Annotated in this window: 11 protein-coding genes; 1 reads left to right on the top strand and 10 read right to left on the bottom strand. The window is 59.4% G+C overall.

Annotated features, from left to right (window positions below; translation table 11 throughout):
• Positions 1-79: 79 nt before the first annotated feature.
• The 9 genes from kdgD to JQ845_RS19955 all read right to left on the bottom strand — a co-directional run bounded on the left by kdgD (position 80) and on the right by JQ845_RS19955 (position 11,252).
• Positions 80-991, bottom strand: a complete 912-nt coding sequence (gene kdgD / locus JQ845_RS19915) for a 5-dehydro-4-deoxyglucarate dehydratase (RefSeq protein WP_003439451.1) — start codon at positions 989-991, stop codon at positions 80-82.
• A gap of 375 nt (positions 992-1,366) precedes the next feature.
• The gene (locus JQ845_RS19920) at positions 1,367-2,113 is read right to left on the bottom strand and encodes a FadR/GntR family transcriptional regulator (protein WP_003439449.1); all 747 of its coding nucleotides are present in this window, start codon (positions 2,111-2,113) and stop codon (positions 1,367-1,369) included.
• A gap of 112 nt (positions 2,114-2,225) precedes the next feature.
• Positions 2,226-3,002 carry a TorF family putative porin gene (locus JQ845_RS19925; protein WP_127196835.1) on the bottom strand — a complete coding sequence of 259 codons (777 nt, stop codon included), beginning with the start codon at positions 3,000-3,002 and terminating at the stop codon, positions 2,226-2,228.
• Between the two features lie 94 nt (positions 3,003-3,096).
• Positions 3,097-4,839 carry an amidohydrolase gene (locus tag JQ845_RS19930; RefSeq protein ID WP_003439446.1) on the bottom strand — a complete coding sequence of 581 codons (1,743 nt, stop codon included), beginning with the start codon at positions 4,837-4,839 and terminating at the stop codon, positions 3,097-3,099.
• Between the two features lie 77 nt (positions 4,840-4,916).
• The gene (locus tag JQ845_RS19935; RefSeq protein WP_203009385.1) at positions 4,917-6,215 is read right to left on the bottom strand and encodes an NAD(P)/FAD-dependent oxidoreductase; all 1,299 of its coding nucleotides are present in this window, start codon (positions 6,213-6,215) and stop codon (positions 4,917-4,919) included.
• 51 nt (positions 6,216-6,266) lie between these two features.
• Entirely contained in the window at positions 6,267-7,355 is a 1,089-nt protein-coding gene (locus JQ845_RS19940; RefSeq protein ID WP_003439441.1) for a polyamine ABC transporter substrate-binding protein, read from the bottom strand.
• A gap of 53 nt (positions 7,356-7,408) precedes the next feature.
• Positions 7,409-8,767, bottom strand: a complete 1,359-nt coding sequence (locus JQ845_RS19945; RefSeq protein ID WP_010656940.1) for a glutamine synthetase family protein — start codon at positions 8,765-8,767, stop codon at positions 7,409-7,411.
• A 150-nt stretch (positions 8,768-8,917) separates the two neighbouring features.
• Positions 8,918-9,796 carry a helix-turn-helix domain-containing protein gene (locus JQ845_RS19950; protein ID WP_010656939.1) on the bottom strand — a complete coding sequence of 293 codons (879 nt, stop codon included), beginning with the start codon at positions 9,794-9,796 and terminating at the stop codon, positions 8,918-8,920.
• 973 nt (positions 9,797-10,769) lie between these two features.
• Positions 10,770-11,252: an Lrp/AsnC family transcriptional regulator gene (locus tag JQ845_RS19955; RefSeq protein ID WP_010657261.1), complete on the bottom strand. Its 483-nt coding sequence runs from the start codon at positions 11,250-11,252 to the stop codon at positions 10,770-10,772.
• Positions 11,253-11,388: 136 nt separating this feature from the next.
• On the opposite strand from JQ845_RS19955, the gene JQ845_RS19960 reads away from it, so the two are divergent.
• On the top strand, positions 11,389-12,015 hold the full coding sequence (locus tag JQ845_RS19960; RefSeq protein WP_010657262.1) for a LysE family translocator: 627 nt from the start codon (positions 11,389-11,391) through the stop codon (positions 12,013-12,015).
• Positions 12,016-12,037: 22 nt separating this feature from the next.
• Here the strand turns inward: JQ845_RS19960 and JQ845_RS19965 are convergent, their stop codons facing one another.
• A complete protein-coding gene (locus JQ845_RS19965; RefSeq protein WP_203009386.1) occupies positions 12,038-16,726 on the bottom strand; it encodes an AAA domain-containing protein in 4,689 nt (1,562 codons plus the stop codon).
• Positions 16,727-16,916 lie beyond the last annotated feature (190 nt).

Genomic DNA, 16,916 nt, shown 5'->3' on the forward strand with positions numbered 1-16,916 from the left:
GACAGCTCGCTCCTACAGGGTGGATCGGTGTGTCTACAACGCAAAAGGCCGCTGATTTCTCAGCGGCCTTGATTATGGGTTACTGCGGACCTTGCTTGTCGATCAAGGCGGCCAGTGCTTCGTATTCTTCCGGCAACAAATCGGTCAGTGGCGTACGCACCGGACCTGCGGTGTAACCGGAAATGGTGGCGCCGGCCTTGACGATGCTCACTGCGTAACCGGCCTTGCGGTTACGGATATCCAGGTACGGCAAGAAGAAGTCATCAATGATCTTGCCCACGGTGGTGTGATCTTCACGGGCGATGGCGTGGTAGAAATCCATCGCGGTCTTGGGAATGAAGTTGAACACTGCCGAGGAGTAAACCGGCACGCCCAGCGCCTTGTAGGCGGCGGCATAGACTTCTGCGGTTGGCAGGCCACCGAGGTAGCTGAAGCGATCGCCCAGACGGCGGCGGATCGAAACCATCAACTCGATATCACCCAGGCCATCTTTGTAACCGATCAGGTTCGGGCAGCGCTCGGCCAGACGCTCCAGCAGCGGCGCGGTCAGGCGGCAGACGTTACGGTTATAAACGATCACCCCGATCTTGACCGACTTGCACACGGCTTCAACGTGGGCGGCAACCCCGTCCTGGCTGGCTTCAGTCAGGTAGTGCGGCAGCAGCAGCAAACCTTTGGCCCCCAGACGCTCGGCTTCTTGTGCGTATTCGATGGCCTGACGGGTCGAGCCGCCGACACCGGCGAGAATCGGCACGCTGTTGGCACAGGTATCGACTGCGGTTTTGATCACTTGCGAATATTCGCTGGCCGCCAGGGAGAAGAACTCACCGGTGCCGCCTGCGGCGAACAAAGCAGAAGCGCCATACGGGGCCAGCCATTCCAGACGCTTGATGTAGCCCTCACGGTGGAAATCACCCTGGGCATTGAAATCGGTAATCGGGAAAGACAGCAGACCGGAAGAGAGGATGGACTTCAGTTCTTGTGGATTCATTATTCGAACACCCTGGGAGCTTGTAGTAATGATAAAAACGGCAGCGCTTTCGCCGTGTCGTACGTCATCGTACAACTATAAATATAATCGTCAATCCAAATTCTTCAAATTGCCTGCACAGGGGTTCCGTTGCCGAGCCACAAACCAGAGCAAAGGCCCGTGGTACAAGGGTTTCTGAAGGTTGGCGGCTGGATGAAAATTAATTCAAGGACGGATGCAGGTTGTACGAGAAGACGCCACAACCGCAACCATAGTCGCTGACGAGGCACCAGGCTGCGAGCTTTTCGAGGGAAGCCCTGCTTCCAGGCTACGACTGCTTCGCAGCCGATCGCAGCCCCGTGCCTCGTCAGCGACTAGGGGTTCGCGGGGGTTCGATCAACCCCTTGCTTCGGCTTCTTCGTGGGCATGGCGCAGTCGTTCGCGACTGTTGGTCAGGTGCAGGCGCATGGCGGCCCGGGCGGCGTCCGAGTCCTGGCGGGCAATGGCGGTGTAGATTTCTTCGTGCTCCCGGCTCAGGCGATGCATGTACTGCTGCTGGTCATCATGGGCCAGGTGCGCAGAGTTGAGCCGGGTACGGGGAATGATGCTGGTACCCAGGTGAGTCATGATATCGGTGAAGTAGCGGTTGCCCGTCGACAACGCAATCTGTAGATGAAACTGGAAATCCGAAGCCACCGCATCACCGTCACGGGCGGTATTTTCGTTCAACGCATCCAGTGCCGCCCGCATCGCGGCCAGTTGCTCGTCGCTGCGCCGCTGGGCGGCCAGCCCGGCAGACTCGACTTCGAGGCTGATACGCAGTTCAAGAATCGCCAACACATCACGCAAAGTGACCACGGTGGCCGGGTCGATGCGAAAACCGCTCGGGCTCGGTGTGTCCAGCACAAAAGTGCCGATGCCATGCCGGGTCTCGACCTGGCCTGCTGCCTGCAAACGAGAAATCGCCTCACGTACCACCGTGCGGCTGACCCCGTGCGCTTCCATGATCGCGGACTCGGTGGGTAGTTTGTCACCTCGTTTGAGCAAGCCGTCACGAATCTGTTCGGACAGCACCGTCACCAACTCCTGCGCGAGGCTGCGGCGTTTGCGCGGAAGGCGGGGGACGTCGTTTGGGTTTTCCATGGTGAAAATCTTTCTCGGATTCAAGGGCATCGGGGCAAAACATCCACGCATGATAGCTCAAGCGGGTTGTACGATCACATGCTGAGCTTGCCGACACCCTTGCAACCCCGGTTTAGAAGGTTTTGCTGGCGCTGGCCAGCAGGGTCGCACCACACACATCGTCATAACCGGTGTAGCTCTGGCACTCGGCTTTCGACAGGCTGGTGTCGATGTAACTCAAGCCCCAGCTGACGCCGACAAAGTCGCGAGTAAGCTTGATTTCCCAATCGGTGTAGTCCGCCCGCCCCTTGCCGCTGTCGCTGAAAAAAACCTTGTCCTTGTAGTCCACATATTCATAACGCAGCTCTAAACCGAACTCTGCAGGCAACAGCGTGCGGTAGCCGACAAAAAACGTCGACAAGTCCTCGTCTTTTTTACCTTCATGAAATTCGCCGTTCTCGTCCTCGTATTCCGGACCCTGCATGTTGGTGACATATTTGCCCCCCAGTAATACACCGTACACATCCAGCACGGTCTGCACGTCGCTCTGGTTGTAGCCGCTTTCACGGGGATATTCATAACGGGTGTAGAAAGTATCCAGGCTGATGTTGTCGTTGATTTGCCAGGCATAGCCGGCGTAGTACTCGATTTCCTGGCGCGCTTTTGAGCCATAGCCGAAATTGACATTGGAGGTCCAGATACCGGCGTACAAACCACTGGCGTGGCTGAGTGTGACGGCCAGTTGCGCGGCAGGATCGCCCTTGGTTTGTGAAAGCCCGTTGGCCCGGTAATCACTGACCAGCGTGGGGGTGATCAGCAGGGAAAACTGATCATTGAGTTCCACCGCCTGGGCGCTGAGCAATGGCGACAGGGCGAGACCGGCAAGCATGAAGACTGAGGCTGCGTTCATAGGGTTTCTCTTGTTTTTATAGAGCTGCATGGAAACTCACCCACGGCTGCGCCGGACGCCACGGGGTCGTGGCGCCAGAGGCAGGGTTTTTCAATCAGGCTTCGGGGGCGTTTACCGGCTTACCGGCGAAGTAGGTTTTCAGCACTTTGGTATCGTACAACTCGTGGTCGCCGACGTTGAACACATCACGATCGAGGATGATCAGGTCAGCCTGCTTGCCCGGTGCCAGGGAACCGATCTGTTCAGCAAGCCCCAGGGTTTTGGCAGCGTTGATGGTGTAGGCGTAAAACATGGTCTGGCGATCGACTCGTTCTTTGGCATTGAGCACGCCCATGGGGCCATCGCGAGTAACGGCCTGGCCGATGGCGTTCCACGGGTTAGGGCTCGATACCGGCCAGTCACTGGCACCCGAAATCATCGCACCCGCGTCCTGCAGGGATTTGGCCGGGTACTGATAGCCATAAGCGAAGGCACTGATATAAGGCTTGACCAGGTCAATGGTGTAGCTCTCCTCGATGGCCCACAGCAGTTGCATCGAGGCAATCACACCGAGCTGGGCAAAGCGTGGAAACTCTTTGGGATTGACCAGTTGCAGGTGGCTGATGCTATGGGCCACCGGGGTCGGATTGAGCTTGCGCGCATACTCAAAACCGTTGAGTGACTCACGTACCGCGCGGTCACCGACTGCGTGCATGTGCACGATCCAGCCGCGCTTTTCTGCCGCGACCACCAGCTCACCGAAGTGCGCCGGGTCGATCAACAGCTCGCCATTTTTGTTGCTGTTTTTATACGGCACGATCACCGCTGCGGTTTGCCCCGGGTACTCCAGAATGCCGTCGGCAAACACCTTGATCCCGGGGAATGTGAGGTTGGGCACGCCTTCGAACTGCTTCATGACCCGGGCCAGCACTTCAAGATCGGCAGGCTTGCTTTGGGAGTTGGTGAGCATCAGCGCCGCGACGTGGGCGGTGAGCTCGCCATTTTCTGCAAGCTGGCGATAAAGCGGCAGCACCCCCAGGGTTTGCTCGGTAGCCGTGAAATCAAACAGCGCGTCACCGGGGCCAGCGTTGGAGGCCGCGTCCATCCAGGCCGTCACCCCGTATTGATTATTGACCTTTACCGCTTCGCGGGCAGCTTTGAGCATGACCTCAGGACTTGCCGGAGGAATCTGGCCCCGGACCTGGTCCCAGCGCGACTCGGCAAAAAAACCGGTTGGAGTGAAGTCTGCTTCGTGGCCCACATAGCCCTGCTCGTTGGCTGGCAGGCTTTTGACCAAGGCGGCATCAATTTTCGCACGCTTGAGCATCGCGTTATTGGCCCAGCCGGTGTGCCCGTCGATGCCGCTCAATACCAACGGCTGATCGGCCCAGCGGCCCTGATTGAAAATTTTCCCCAGCTCCCGCGCCTGCTCCCAATAAGCAGAACTGACCCCGGCAATATTGATCACGTCGCCCGACCGCGCGGTGCCCGCCTTGTCCTGCTCGATGATCCATTGCTCAAGTTCGGGCAGCGGTTTTTCTTCGTCGAGCAAATTCGCCCCCAGACTGTTCAGACCGGCGCTCACCGGATGACTGTGGGTATCAATCATCCCGGGCATCAGCACCTTGCCTGCCAGGTCGACACGCTGGGTGCCGCTGTCGGCCAGTGCCTGGATTTCGGCATCACTGCCCACCTTGCTGATTTTGCCGTTTTCCACCGCCACGGCGCTGACCAAGGGCTGACCCGGCACGCCGGTGAATACCTTGCCATTGATGAACACCAGGTCGGCAGCGGCCAGAGCTGGCAAAGACGGCAACGCGAACAGCGCGGCCAGCACACAGGGGGTAAATCGCTTCATGTGAAGGTCCTTAGAGGATTTTCTTGTTGTTGTCAGACACACCCTTCGGGAGCTGGCAACCAGCTCCCGAAGGGTGATTAATGCCCTGCTATTTCCTTGAGCCGGTACCACAACATGCCCAGCGCCAGCAGCGGTGAACGCAGGTGCTTGCCCCCCGGGAATGTCATGTGTGGCACGCGGCTGAACAGTTCGAAACCATTGCTCTGTTCAAGGCTGATCGCTTGCGCGACCAGGCGCGCCGCCATATGCGTGGTGTTGATCCCGTGCCCGGCATACGCCTGGGCATAAAACACGTTGGGATGGGCCTGCAACCGGCCGATCTGCGGCAGCCGGTTGGCACCGATGCCGATCATGCCGCTCCACTGGAAGTCGATGCGCTTGCCCGCCAGCTGCGGGAAGACCTCCAGCATTTTCGGGCGCATGTAACCGGCGATGTCCTGCAAGGTGCGCCCCGAGTAATGGCACGCGCCCCCGAACAACAGGCGTCGGTCAGCCGACAACCGATAGTAATCAAGCCCTACCCGCTGATCGCACAAAGCGCGATTGTCCGGAATCAGCGCACTGGCCAGCTCCTCGCTCAAGGGTTCGGTGGCGATGACATAGCTGGCAGCGGCCAGCACCTTGCCACTGAGTGCCGGCTCCAGCTCGCCCAGATGGGCATTGCCGGCGAGTACCAGGGTTTTGGCCCTGACCACGCCGCTGGCGGTATGGACCCGGATCTGCGGGCCATATTCGATACGGGTGGCGGCACTGTTCTGGTACAACCTGACGCCCAGTTGCTGAGCTACCCGGGCTTCGCCCAGTGCCAGATTGAGCGGATGCAAGTGCCCCGAGCCTTCATCAGTCAGCCCGCCGAGGTAGCGATCGGAACCCACCACCCGGTGCATGTCAGTGCGCCCGATCAGCTCGACCTTGTGCCTGTAGCCCAGCCTGTGCAGCGACTCTTGCTCGGCGATCAGGTTTTCAACATGGCGCGGGGTATTGGCCAGCTCGCAGAACCCCCAGCGCAAGTCGCAGTCGATGGCATGTTTTTCGATGCGCTGACGCACCAGATCCACTGCGTCCAGGCCCAGATGTTCCAGCACTCTGACGCCTTCACGGCCGATGGTTTTTTCGTGCGCATCCAGATCGTGACCCACCCCGCGAATCAACTGCCCGCCGTTACGGCCACTGGCACCCCAGGCGACTTGATGCGCCTCGAGCACGATCACCGAATGGCCGCGCTCCGCCAGTTCAATTGCGGTATTCAACCCGGTAAAACCCGCGCCGATGATGCACACGTCCGCCTCGGCCTGCCCCTCAAGTACCGGGCAAGTGAGCTGCTGATTGCGGGTGGCGCTGTAATAGGTATGCGGTAAAGACAGCATGGACGTCATAAAGAATTTGCCTGCTCAGTGACCGGGCACCCCTGGGTGCCCGGCACAGGATTAACGACCGGACTTGAACTTGTTCCACGAGCGCGTCATCCAGCGCATAAGGTCAGGTGGCAGCTCCGATGACACATAGAGCTTGGCCTGCACCGACTCGGGCGGGTAGATCGACGGGTTGTGGGTAATTTCATCACTCATCAGGGCCGTGGCCTGGGTGTTGGCATTGGCATACCCCACGTACTCGCTGATTTTGGCAATCACCTCGGGTTGCAGCAGGTAATTGATAAACGCGTGGGCCTGCTTGGGGTTCTTGGCATCGGCCGGGATGGTCAGCATGTCGAACCACAGGTTGCCCCCCTCTTTGGGCACCACGTAGGCAATGTTCACCCCGTTGCCCGCCTCTTGCGCACGATGGATGGCCTGGTACACGTCTCCGGAATAACCGAAGGCGATACAAATGTCGCCGTTGGCCAGGTCGGTCACGTATTTGGAGGAATGGAAGTAGCTGATGTAAGGCCGCAGTGGCTGCAGTTTTTTCTCGGCGACCTTGTAGTCCTCAGGCTTCAGGCTGCGGGCGTCGAGCCCCAGATAGTTGAGCATCGACGGCATCACTTCGTCGGCGGAGTCCATAAAGGCAACACCGCAGCTTTTGAGTTTCTTCAGGTTTTCAGGCTCGAACAGCACGCTCCAGGAGTCTATTTTGTCGATGCCAAGCACCTGCTTGACCTTGTCGACGTTGTAGCCAATGCCATTGGTGCCCCACAGATAAGGCACCGCGTACTCATTGCCCGGGTCGTTGGCTTCCAGGCGCGCCAGCAACACCGGGTCAAGATTCTTCCAGTTGGGAATCTGGGACTTGTCGAGTTTCTGGAACACCCCGGCCTTGATCTGACGCCCCAGGAAGTGGTTGCTCGGCACGACCACGTCGTAGCCGGTGCGCCCGGCCAGCAACTTGCCTTCCAGGGTTTCGTTGGAGTCAAACACGTCATAAACCGGCTTGATCCCGGTCTGATGCTCAAAGTTCACCAACGTGTCTTCGGCAATGTAGTCCGTCCAGTTATAGATATTGACCACGTCTTGCGCCGACGCCTGGCCAGCAAGGCCGCAAAGTGCCGCGAGCGTCAGTTTCAGGGCGATACGTTTCATCCACATGTCCTTTCTCTGAGTACATTTTGCAATGCTTTGGCCGCAGGTACGGCCTACACGCTGAACAGCAGGAACTCGCGTTCCCAGGAACTGATGACCTGTTTGTAGTTCTCGTGCTCGACGCGCTTGACCGCGACAAAGCCCTTGGTGAAACGCTCACCCAGATATTTTTTCGCCATGTCCGACTGCTCCATGCATTCCAGCGCAGCTTCCAGGGTCAGCGGCAGGCGCAGGTTGCGCCGTTCATAGCCGCGGCCGACCACCGGCGCGCTCGGTTCGATACCCTCGACCATACCTGCATAACCGCAGAGCAGACTGGCGGCCAGGGCCAGATAGGGGTTGGCATCGGCACCGGCCAGGCGGTTTTCCACGCGGCGGTTCTGCGGATCGGAGTCCGGCACGCGCAGGCCGACGGTACGGTTTTCTTCGCCCCATTCCACGTTCACCGGGGCCGAGGTATCGGGCAGGAAGCGGCGGAACGAGTTCACGTTGGGGGCGAACAGCGGCAGGGTTTCAGGGATGTATTTTTGCAGGCCGCCAATGTGATGCATGAACAGCTCGCTCATGCTGCCATCGGGATTGGAGAACACCGAAACTCCGGTCTCCAGATCGACCACGCTCTGGTGGACATGCATGGCGCTGCCCGGTTCACCGGTCATCGGCTTGGCCATGAAGGTGGCGCTGACGTCATGTTTGAGCGCCGCTTCACGCATGGTTCTTTTGAAAATAATGATCTGGTCGGCCAGGGACAGCGCGCCACCGTGACGGAAGTTGATTTCCATCTGAGCAGTGCCTTCCTCGTGAATCAGGGTGTCCAGATCCAGCCCCTGGGCTTCGCTCCAGTCATACATGTCTTCAAACAGCGGATCGAATTCGTTGGTAGCCTCGATTGAATATGACTGGCGCCCGGTCTCCTGGCGGCCCGAACGGCCGACCGGGGGTTTCAACGGATAGTCCGGGTCAGGGCTGCGCTGGGTCAGGTAGAACTCCATTTCCGGCGCCACGATCGGCTTCCAGCCACGGGCGGTATAGAGGCTCAGGACTTTTTTCAGCAGGTTGCGCGGCGACAGCTCGATGGCGTTGCCCTGCTTGTCATAGGTGTCGTGAATCACCTGGGCGGTGGGCTCGGAGGCCCAGGGCACGATAAACACGGCGTCCTGATCCGGACGGCAATGCATGTCGATATCTGCGGCATCCAGCAACTCGTAGTAAATATCGTCTTCGACGTAATCCCCGGTAACGGTCTGCAACAGAACGCTCTCCGGCAGGCGCATGCCCTGCTCGTTGAGGAACTTGTTGGTCGGCGATATTTTGCCCCGTGCGATGCCGCTTAAATCAGAGATGAGGCACTCAACTTCGGTGATTTTGTTTTCTTTTAGCCAATGGCTGAGTCGATCCAGATTGCCTTTCATAACGCCTCTTACAGGAATTTGACTGGGCGCCACATGACGACCCGGTTCCATGCTGCAAGGCGATAGTGCAATCGTGGGCAGGAGGGCTTCTATCCGATTTGCGCTTTTATTAACGCCCCATTTTGGGGCGTCAGAGGAACTCAGGCGGCGTCAGCGAGGGCGCAGCAAGGTCTGGCTGGGCAGTTCGCCAAACAGGCTGCGGTAGGTCTGGGAGAAACGCCCCAGGTGCCAGAATGACCAGCGCATGGCGATTTCCGCCACCCGGGTATCGCCGGGGGTGCAGCGCAGCAAATCCCGGCGGGCAAAATTCAACCGCCGCAAGCGCTGCCACTGGCTCGGCGAAACCCCGGCGAAAGAAGTGAAGCTGTGCTGCAACTGGCGAACGGAAACGCCGACCCCCTTGGCCAGGTGCAATACATCCAGGTGTTCCTGGGGGCTGGCCATGACCAGATCAAATACTCGCTGTATCAGCCGCCGATCATGGGCAAGGTGTTTCTGGCTGGTGCGGTCCGGCGCCTGGCTGGGGCAGTCGAGGATATACAGGCAATCGTCGACCAGTTGCTGCGCCAGGCTTTCCTCGATCAGGGGCGAGTGCTGGGTGGCCAGCTGCTGCAATGTACGGCTCAGCCAGCGGCCAAAAACCTGGCTTTGCTGAGACACCAGCTGCGTCAGGAACAGGCCGTCCATGTTGCTCAGGTTATCGAGCCGGCTTAAATAGCGGGGGCCGATCACGACTCCGACTTCCTGATAGTTCTCGGGGGTGATCCAGGTGTTTTGCGTGTCTTCATTGAGCAGATACAGGGAGCCGTTACGCGTATCGAAACTGAAGACCAGTGAGTCTGCCGGCGCTTGAAAATGCTGCTCGATGCGCGTGTTCATGCGTTCTTCATAGGCTTCAATGCCATTGAGCTGCATGTGCACCACTGCACCGTGGAAACAGCCCGCGGACATTTGCTGGTAATGCTCATGCCAGCCCGCGATGACTAATTGCTGATCCACATCCGCCGTGTCATGGGATTGAATCTGCATACGGCTGCCCTTCCTTGTGCCCGGGTCCAAGCCAACGGGACACTGCCAGTAATAATTATTATTGGCGCACCTTAGCCTAATGCCCACCAGTAAAGAAACACCCAAAAGGGTCATGGGCGGGTCTGGCTTGCCCGGGATTGCCTGTACGGAGCCAAGAGTAAAACCGCGTCGCCTGCATCGCTGGCAAGCCAGCTCCCACAGAGGGGCTTGTGAAGCTGAGAGCTTCTTGTGGGAGCTGGCTTGCCAGGGATTGGCTGTGTGGGCATGCCTTCTCCCACAGGGGGCTTGTGAAGCTGAAAGCTTCTTGTAGGAGCTGGCTTGCCAGCGATTGGCTGTGTGGGCATGCCTTATCCCACAGAGGGCTTGTGGAGCTGAAAGCTTTTTGTAGGAGCTGGCTTGCCAGCGATTGGCTGTGTGGGCATACCTTCTCCCACAGGGACTTGTGAAACTGAAAGCTTCTTGTGGGAGCTGGCTTGCCAGCGATTGGCTGTGTGGGCATGCCTTCTCCCACAGGGGGCTTGTGAGGCTGAGAGCTTCTTGTGGGAGCTGGCTTGCCAGCGATTGGCTGTGTGGGCATGCCTTCTCCCACAGGGGGACTTGTGAAGCTGAAAGATTCTTGTGGGAGCTGGCTTGCCAGGGATTGGCTGTGTGGCCATGCCTTCTCCCACAGGGAGACTTGTGAAGCTGAAAGCTTTTTGTGGGAGCTGGCTTGCCAGCGATTGGCTGTGCGGGCATGCCTTCTCCCACAGGGGGCTTGTGGGGCTGAAAGCTTCTTGTGGGAGCTGGCTTGCCAGCGATTGGCTGTGTGGGCATGCCTTATCCCACAGAGGGCTTGTGGAGCTGAAAGCTTTTTGTAGGAGCTGGCTTGCCAGCGATTGGCTGTGCGGGCATGCCTTCTCCCACAGGGGGCTTGTGGGGCTGAAAGCTTTTTGTGGGAGCTGGCTTGCCAGCGATTGGCTCGCCGGCATTGCGGTCAGGCTTTTGGGCCTTTGACCGGCCAGGCCACGAACGGCTTGATTTCCTTGAGTACAAACATGCTCTGCATCTCTTTGATCCCTGTCAGGCGCCGGATCACCGACATGGCAAAGTCGGCAAAGGTGTCCAGGTCCCGCGAGACCACTTGCAACAGAAAGTCCGCGTCGCCACCAATGCTGTAGCAAGCCACCACGTCTTCGAGGGCCATGACTTCCTGCTCGAACTTGCGGGCTTCGACTTCGCTGTGACGATCAATGGTGACCCGCACAAACACCAGCACCCCCAGCCCGATCTTGCGGCGGTCCAGTACCGCGCGATAACCCTGAATCACTTTGTGCTCTTCAAGCTGACGCACCCGGCGCCAGCAAGGCGAGGCCGACATGCCGATGCCATCGGCCAGGGTCTGGTTGGTCGTGCGCCCATCCTGCTGCAAGGCCGCGAGAATTCTGGCGTCGATTGCGCTTAAAGCCTGCTCGGTCATAAATACCTTCCCATGGTTTGTTCAGGGTAAATCTGACCCAAAATTCAGCAGCCTACAACTTGAATAGACCAATTTATCCTGGGTCCGGGAGATATGCTTATTTGCACAAACTCTCTCCCAAGGATGCCTTCGAATCATGCTGGAATTTTCTCAGGTACTCACGTACACCGCCGCCCTCGCTGTTGCCGCGGCTATCCCCGGGCCCGGCATGGCGGCACTGGTGGCCCGCAGCGTGAGCGGCGGTGCCTTGCCCGGCTTCAGTTTGCTGCTTGGCTTGATTCTGGGGGATTTGATTTATTTATCGTTCGCAGTATTTGGCCTGAGCCTGGTCGCCCAACACTTCGATACCTTGTTTGTACTGGTACGAATATGTGCTGCGCTGTATCTGGCTTATCTGGCCTGGCAGTTCTGGAGGGCGCAACCCCAGCCCGTCAACGTGGGCAAGCCGCTGAACAGACAAGAGCTTTTCAGTGCCTGGCTCTCAGGCCTGACCATCACCCTGGGCAACCCGAAAACCATTGCCTTCTATCTGGCGCTACTGCCGCTGGTGATCAACCTGGAGTCGGTGTCCCTGCAAGTCTGGGGCGTCATGCTGGTGCCGCTGACCATTGCTGTTTTATTTATGGTCGGCGGCCTGTTTGTGCTGGGCGCGGTGCGCATCCGCCATGTGCTCGCCAGCCCCCGGGCCCAACGGGGGCTGTTCAGGGGGGCGGCGATCATCATGCTCGGCGCCGCAGCGGCCATGCTGGTTCAGGCCGCCTGACGCCGGGCGCGCACCGCTTCGCTCAGGCCATCTGCGGGGCAGACAAGTCCGGTTGGGGATCACTGGTTGCCGGGCCATCCGGCACCCAGAACAGGAACGGGTCTTTGGCCGGACGATGGTCGTAAGGGCGCACTGCACCCTCCCCGCCGGCGCGCTTGAATCCATACACCTGACGCCGCTCGACATGAATGCTCGGGGCCGCGCCTTCACCACTGCACGGTTCGATATTCATGGCCTTCAAGGTGCTTAGCAGGTCGTCAATAATCAGCTGCCGATTGAGGGTGAAGGCCGATGCAAAACAGCGCCAGAAACGCCACCCGGCACGTTCCAGAATGCGCTGGCGGCGCATGTCGCTGTCCCAGCGGTCGGGGCCGTGGAAGCGGTCGCCGTCACACTCGATTGCCAGGCGACTGTCGTTGTCGCCTTCGACCACCATGTCTATGCGGTAAGCGCCTACGCCGACCTGCGGAATCACCCGGTAGCCGCGCCGGGTCAGTTCATCGTACATGTCACGTTCAAAACCGGACTCGCACAACTCGCGCAAATCGCTGACCTGTTCGGCATCCTGAGTAAAGGGGGTTTCGAAGTGCTCAATCAGACCACGGCGCAAAGTATCGACTGCGCTGAGGTCGGTGAGCTCGACACTGCGCACCAGGTACATGCGGTCCCGCGCCCGGGACGCCGCCACGTTGAAGCGCTGGGCAATCGAGTCGCGGCTGTTGGCAAAGCAGTCGCCGGGGGAAGCGACCAGCGAAAGGAACATCACGTCGCGCTCCTTGCCCTGGAAAGTGCGTGCATCGCCACAGCTGATCTGGAACCGGGTGATGACTTCTTCGCCCAGTTCCCGGGTCAGGATTTGCATGATGGTTTGCGCTTGCTCGGCCCCCAGTAGCGAGACCACGCCGATGCTGCGCCCGGCGATCTGCGGCAGTGCGATCAAACGGCGGATCTCCTCGACAATCACATTGGCTTCACCGAGGTTCAACTTGCCCTTTTTCACCCCGTCCATGACCAGCAGATCAATGAGCGGCGGGTCCAGACGCTCGGTCATCAGCGGCAGGCGCAGAGGTTTGAGTTCGTGGTTATAGAACTCGCGCTTGGAGTACTCGATGATCGGCGCCACGCAGCGAAAGTGCTCGCGCAACATGGTGCCGCTCTTGGCAAACACCACTTTGAACAGGTCGTACAATGAGCGCTCGGGTGACATCAACGGTCGGTAGAGCCCGACTTGATTGCCCAGAAAGCGCGTCATCATGTTCTGCACCCGCTCCTCTTCCATGCCGATACCGTCGGGGGAAACCTGCTTGTCGTCGCCCACCACCAGCACTTTCCTGGCCCGCAACAAGGCCGGTAGCGCGCTCAGGTCGGATTGCGAAGCTTCGTCGATAATCACCAGGTCGAACGCGCCATACTGCGCTGGCAGGCTCTCGCAGATCCGGTAGTGCGGCATGATCCAGCAAGGAATCGCCGAAATGGCCACATCGGCAGCCAGTCGCGCATCCTGTCGATAACGTCCGGCCCGGACGCCGGTGCCCTTGCCAATTTTGCGAATTGCCGTGCGGTACAGCTCCAGCGCGGCCCGGACACTCGGGGTAGCGTTTTCTGACAGTCGCAGCCAGGTCCGCTTGACCACCGCATCCTGATACAGGCGCGACAGGCTCAGCTCCAGCTCGGCGCGCAATTTAAACAGCCGCTTGAGATCTTCGCGCCCGTCGATGCTGTCCAGGTAACTGGCCAGCCGGCTCAGGCGCCATATCTCCAGGCAGTTGTCCGGGAGCAAGGCATCCACCGGCCCGGTGCACGGCTCTTCACGTAACCGGGCCGCCCAGATCAGGCCACCGCTTTGGGCAATAACCGTGGTCACCTGCTGCACCGTATCGAGGGCGTCCGTGAGCGCCAGGACGCCGCGCAACTGGTCCATCAATTCCGACCACTGCACCTGTATCTCAGCCACCTGTACGTCCGGCTGGCCGAGGCTCAGGTCCAGGAACCCTTGCAAGCGTTCGCTCACGGCACCGCCACAACCGGCCAGTGCCTTGTTAAAGGTTTCCTTGATTACCCAGGTGGCTGCCAGCCGCTGGCGCATCAGGTGATGACGCAAAATGCTTTCACCCTGGCCCAGTACCGCCTCGTCAGTGCGCAGGTTGTTCACCTGTGGCCACTCCGGGAGCAGCTGGCGCAGTTCGGTCTGAGCACGGGTCTCCCAACGTTCGGCGCGCACAATATCGTCAAACTGCTCAATCGCCCGGGCAGCCGCCGGCAGTTGCTCGGCATCGGCCTCGAACAGCGGAAGCGGCATTTCGGCGGCCAGCGCATTCCAGCGCAGCAGCAAGGTGCGACTGTGCTGCTGAAAGTGCACGAACCCTTGCACATGGGCCCAGTCCTGATCGCTTTGCGGCTTGCTGCCGAGCACCACAATGGTGTCCAGCAACTGCTTTTGGCTGCCCTTGCCGATCAGACCGGACAACCCGAACGGACGGCGCCCCTGGGCCAGGTTATCGATGGCGGCCAGTACCTCAGGCTGCGTGTGCAGCTCGAACGGCAGGCTCACCGGCCGTGCCACAAATGCTTTGCGCCCCGCGAGGGTGTCCTCGATTTCGACCTTCAGGCTGTCGAAAAGCGCCAGCACATCATTGTTGCCGTTGCGCATCAACCAGGCCTGCATGGTTGGCACCCAGCCCTGTTGCGCAGCCGTGATAGTGGTGCGCAAGGCCTGCAAGTGGCCGATGTGTTCGAGCAAGGCCTGCGCCTGCTCCAGGGTCGGCCCACTGCTGTCCAGCAGTCGCGGCACTTCGCCGATGCTTTCCTTGTGTTGCAGCTGGCTTTCCTGCGCCAGATCCTGATGGACCTGAATCAATGTCTGCGCATCCGGGAAATCGGCCAGTTGCGGCACCTTGTGCCCCAGATAAGACAGCCCGTCCTTGAGCTCAAGCCGCGCCTCGCGCACGGCGATGATGTCTTGCAGGGTGAACAGCGCACGATGTTCTGCGCCAATGCCGAGCCGGTCAGCAAAGCTGTTTATTTGGTCCTGGGCAGCGGCCACCTGTAACGCGGCGTGGGTGGGGCTCAGCCGTTCACCGTCGATTTCCAGCTCTGAAAGATTACGCTCGGCCCACTGGGTGATCTCACGATCAACGGCGGATATCTGACCGTGGAGCGTGTTGATTTCATCATCAATCTGGCCAATTTCGCGTTTGTACAGCGCGCGGTCAATTCGTTGCACCTCAGCCGAAATCTTCTGGATCGCGAACTCGAACTGCTTCATGCCGTCCGCTTCGCTGCTCAGCAAGCTGATCGCCAGCGGACGAATGTCTTCGGGGAGTTTCTCCTGCAACACGGCCAGCGCCGGATCCTTCATGGACGTCACCAGTACCCGCTTGCCATTGGCCAGGTAATGACTGATGACGTTGGCGATGGTGTGGGTCTTGCCGGTGCCGGGCGGCCCTTGCACCACAACCCCGTCGTGCACCTCCAGCAACTGGATGATTTGCACTTGCTCGTCGTTGTAAGGCTTGGGGAAGTACAGCTCGTGCACTTTTGACGCGCCAGCGTCCGCACCCTGGGTGCCGCTGACATAGGACAAGCCGCGAAACGGCGGCAGAACCACATCTTCAAGCACGTTTGAAGGCTCGGTCAAAATCGCCTGCAATGCCGGCGGCAAATGCTCCAGGTCCTCGATCCCGGCGTCAAAGCGGCCCAGGTCCTCAATAAACATATTGCTGTCGCGGGCGCGGGCAAACAGGGTCCAGGTATCAGTGACGCACAAGTGCTCGGCAGCCTTGGGCACAGAGCGGTCCCCGTCGGCAATCGTCACCGGCAGGAACTGCCCCTGGGCATCGAGCAATGACGATGCCGAACGTATCACCGGGTCGTAGCTGGAAGAATTGAACGGGCTGATTCCCGCCTGATCCTTCTTGAAGAAATCCTTGGCCAGCTTGTCCAGGGCACCGACACCGGCGATATCCGCGGCCACATAGGCGTCCACTTCCAGACGCGGCTCGGCGACCCGCGGGCGCACTTCGAGGGCCATGCTGTCCGGGTTGATATCGATCTCGACCAGTTGACTGATCAGCGGGTAGTGGATGACGCCGATCTCGGGATGCTCCCACGTCGAAACGCCCATACCCCACACCAGTTCCAGCTGTGCGTCTCCCAGGTTGCCCTGCATCTGCTGCACCAGCAAAAACAGCTCGGCGTAGAGCTCGATACTTTTGCGCCGCTGCTTTTCCTCTTGCGCCCACAGTCGCCAGGCAGTCTGGCTGTAGGACTTGAGCTGAGCCTTGATTTCACCGGCATCCAGGCAGTCTTCCAGATTGACCCACTCATCCTCGGCGGACTCTTCACTGCCGGGGGTGGCGGTGAGCGATGCCGGTTCGGTCAGGACGCCACTGGCGCGCAACGCCTCGCGTGCTACCCGCTGCTTGAGCCCGGGCTCGATTTGCGGCGTGCCCTTGAGCTCGATCCACAGCCCCAGCAACGGGCTGAGCGGCACAGGTGGCCGGGTCTCGTGCAAACGCTCGAGCCGAAGCCAGATTTCATCTTCATCGCCCACGTGAACATCCAGGCTGACACCCGGTAGTGAGCGCAGTTTTTCTTCGCTGGCACTGAATGTGTTGTGCTGGCTGACGGTTAACGCGGGGCGCTTTTGCATGAGCGCGGTCTGTTTGACGAACTCAATCAGACTGGCGAGACGTGCACGTACTGTATCCATGTCGGGGCTGAACCACTTCGATAAGAGGGCGCGGTAGTGACTGAAAAAACCTGAAGGCGCCGAAAAAGGTGAAAAACTTACAAGTGCCGACACGATACAGAGGTTCAGGTTGTATTCAGATACATCATTTTGTAAAAACCGGCAGGAGCGAGCTTTGTTAACTAGCTCGCTCCTGCAGGATCAGGCAGGC

Source organism: Pseudomonas paraversuta, from assembly GCF_904063065.1.
Lineage (GTDB): Bacteria > Pseudomonadota > Gammaproteobacteria > Pseudomonadales > Pseudomonadaceae > Aquipseudomonas > Aquipseudomonas paraversuta.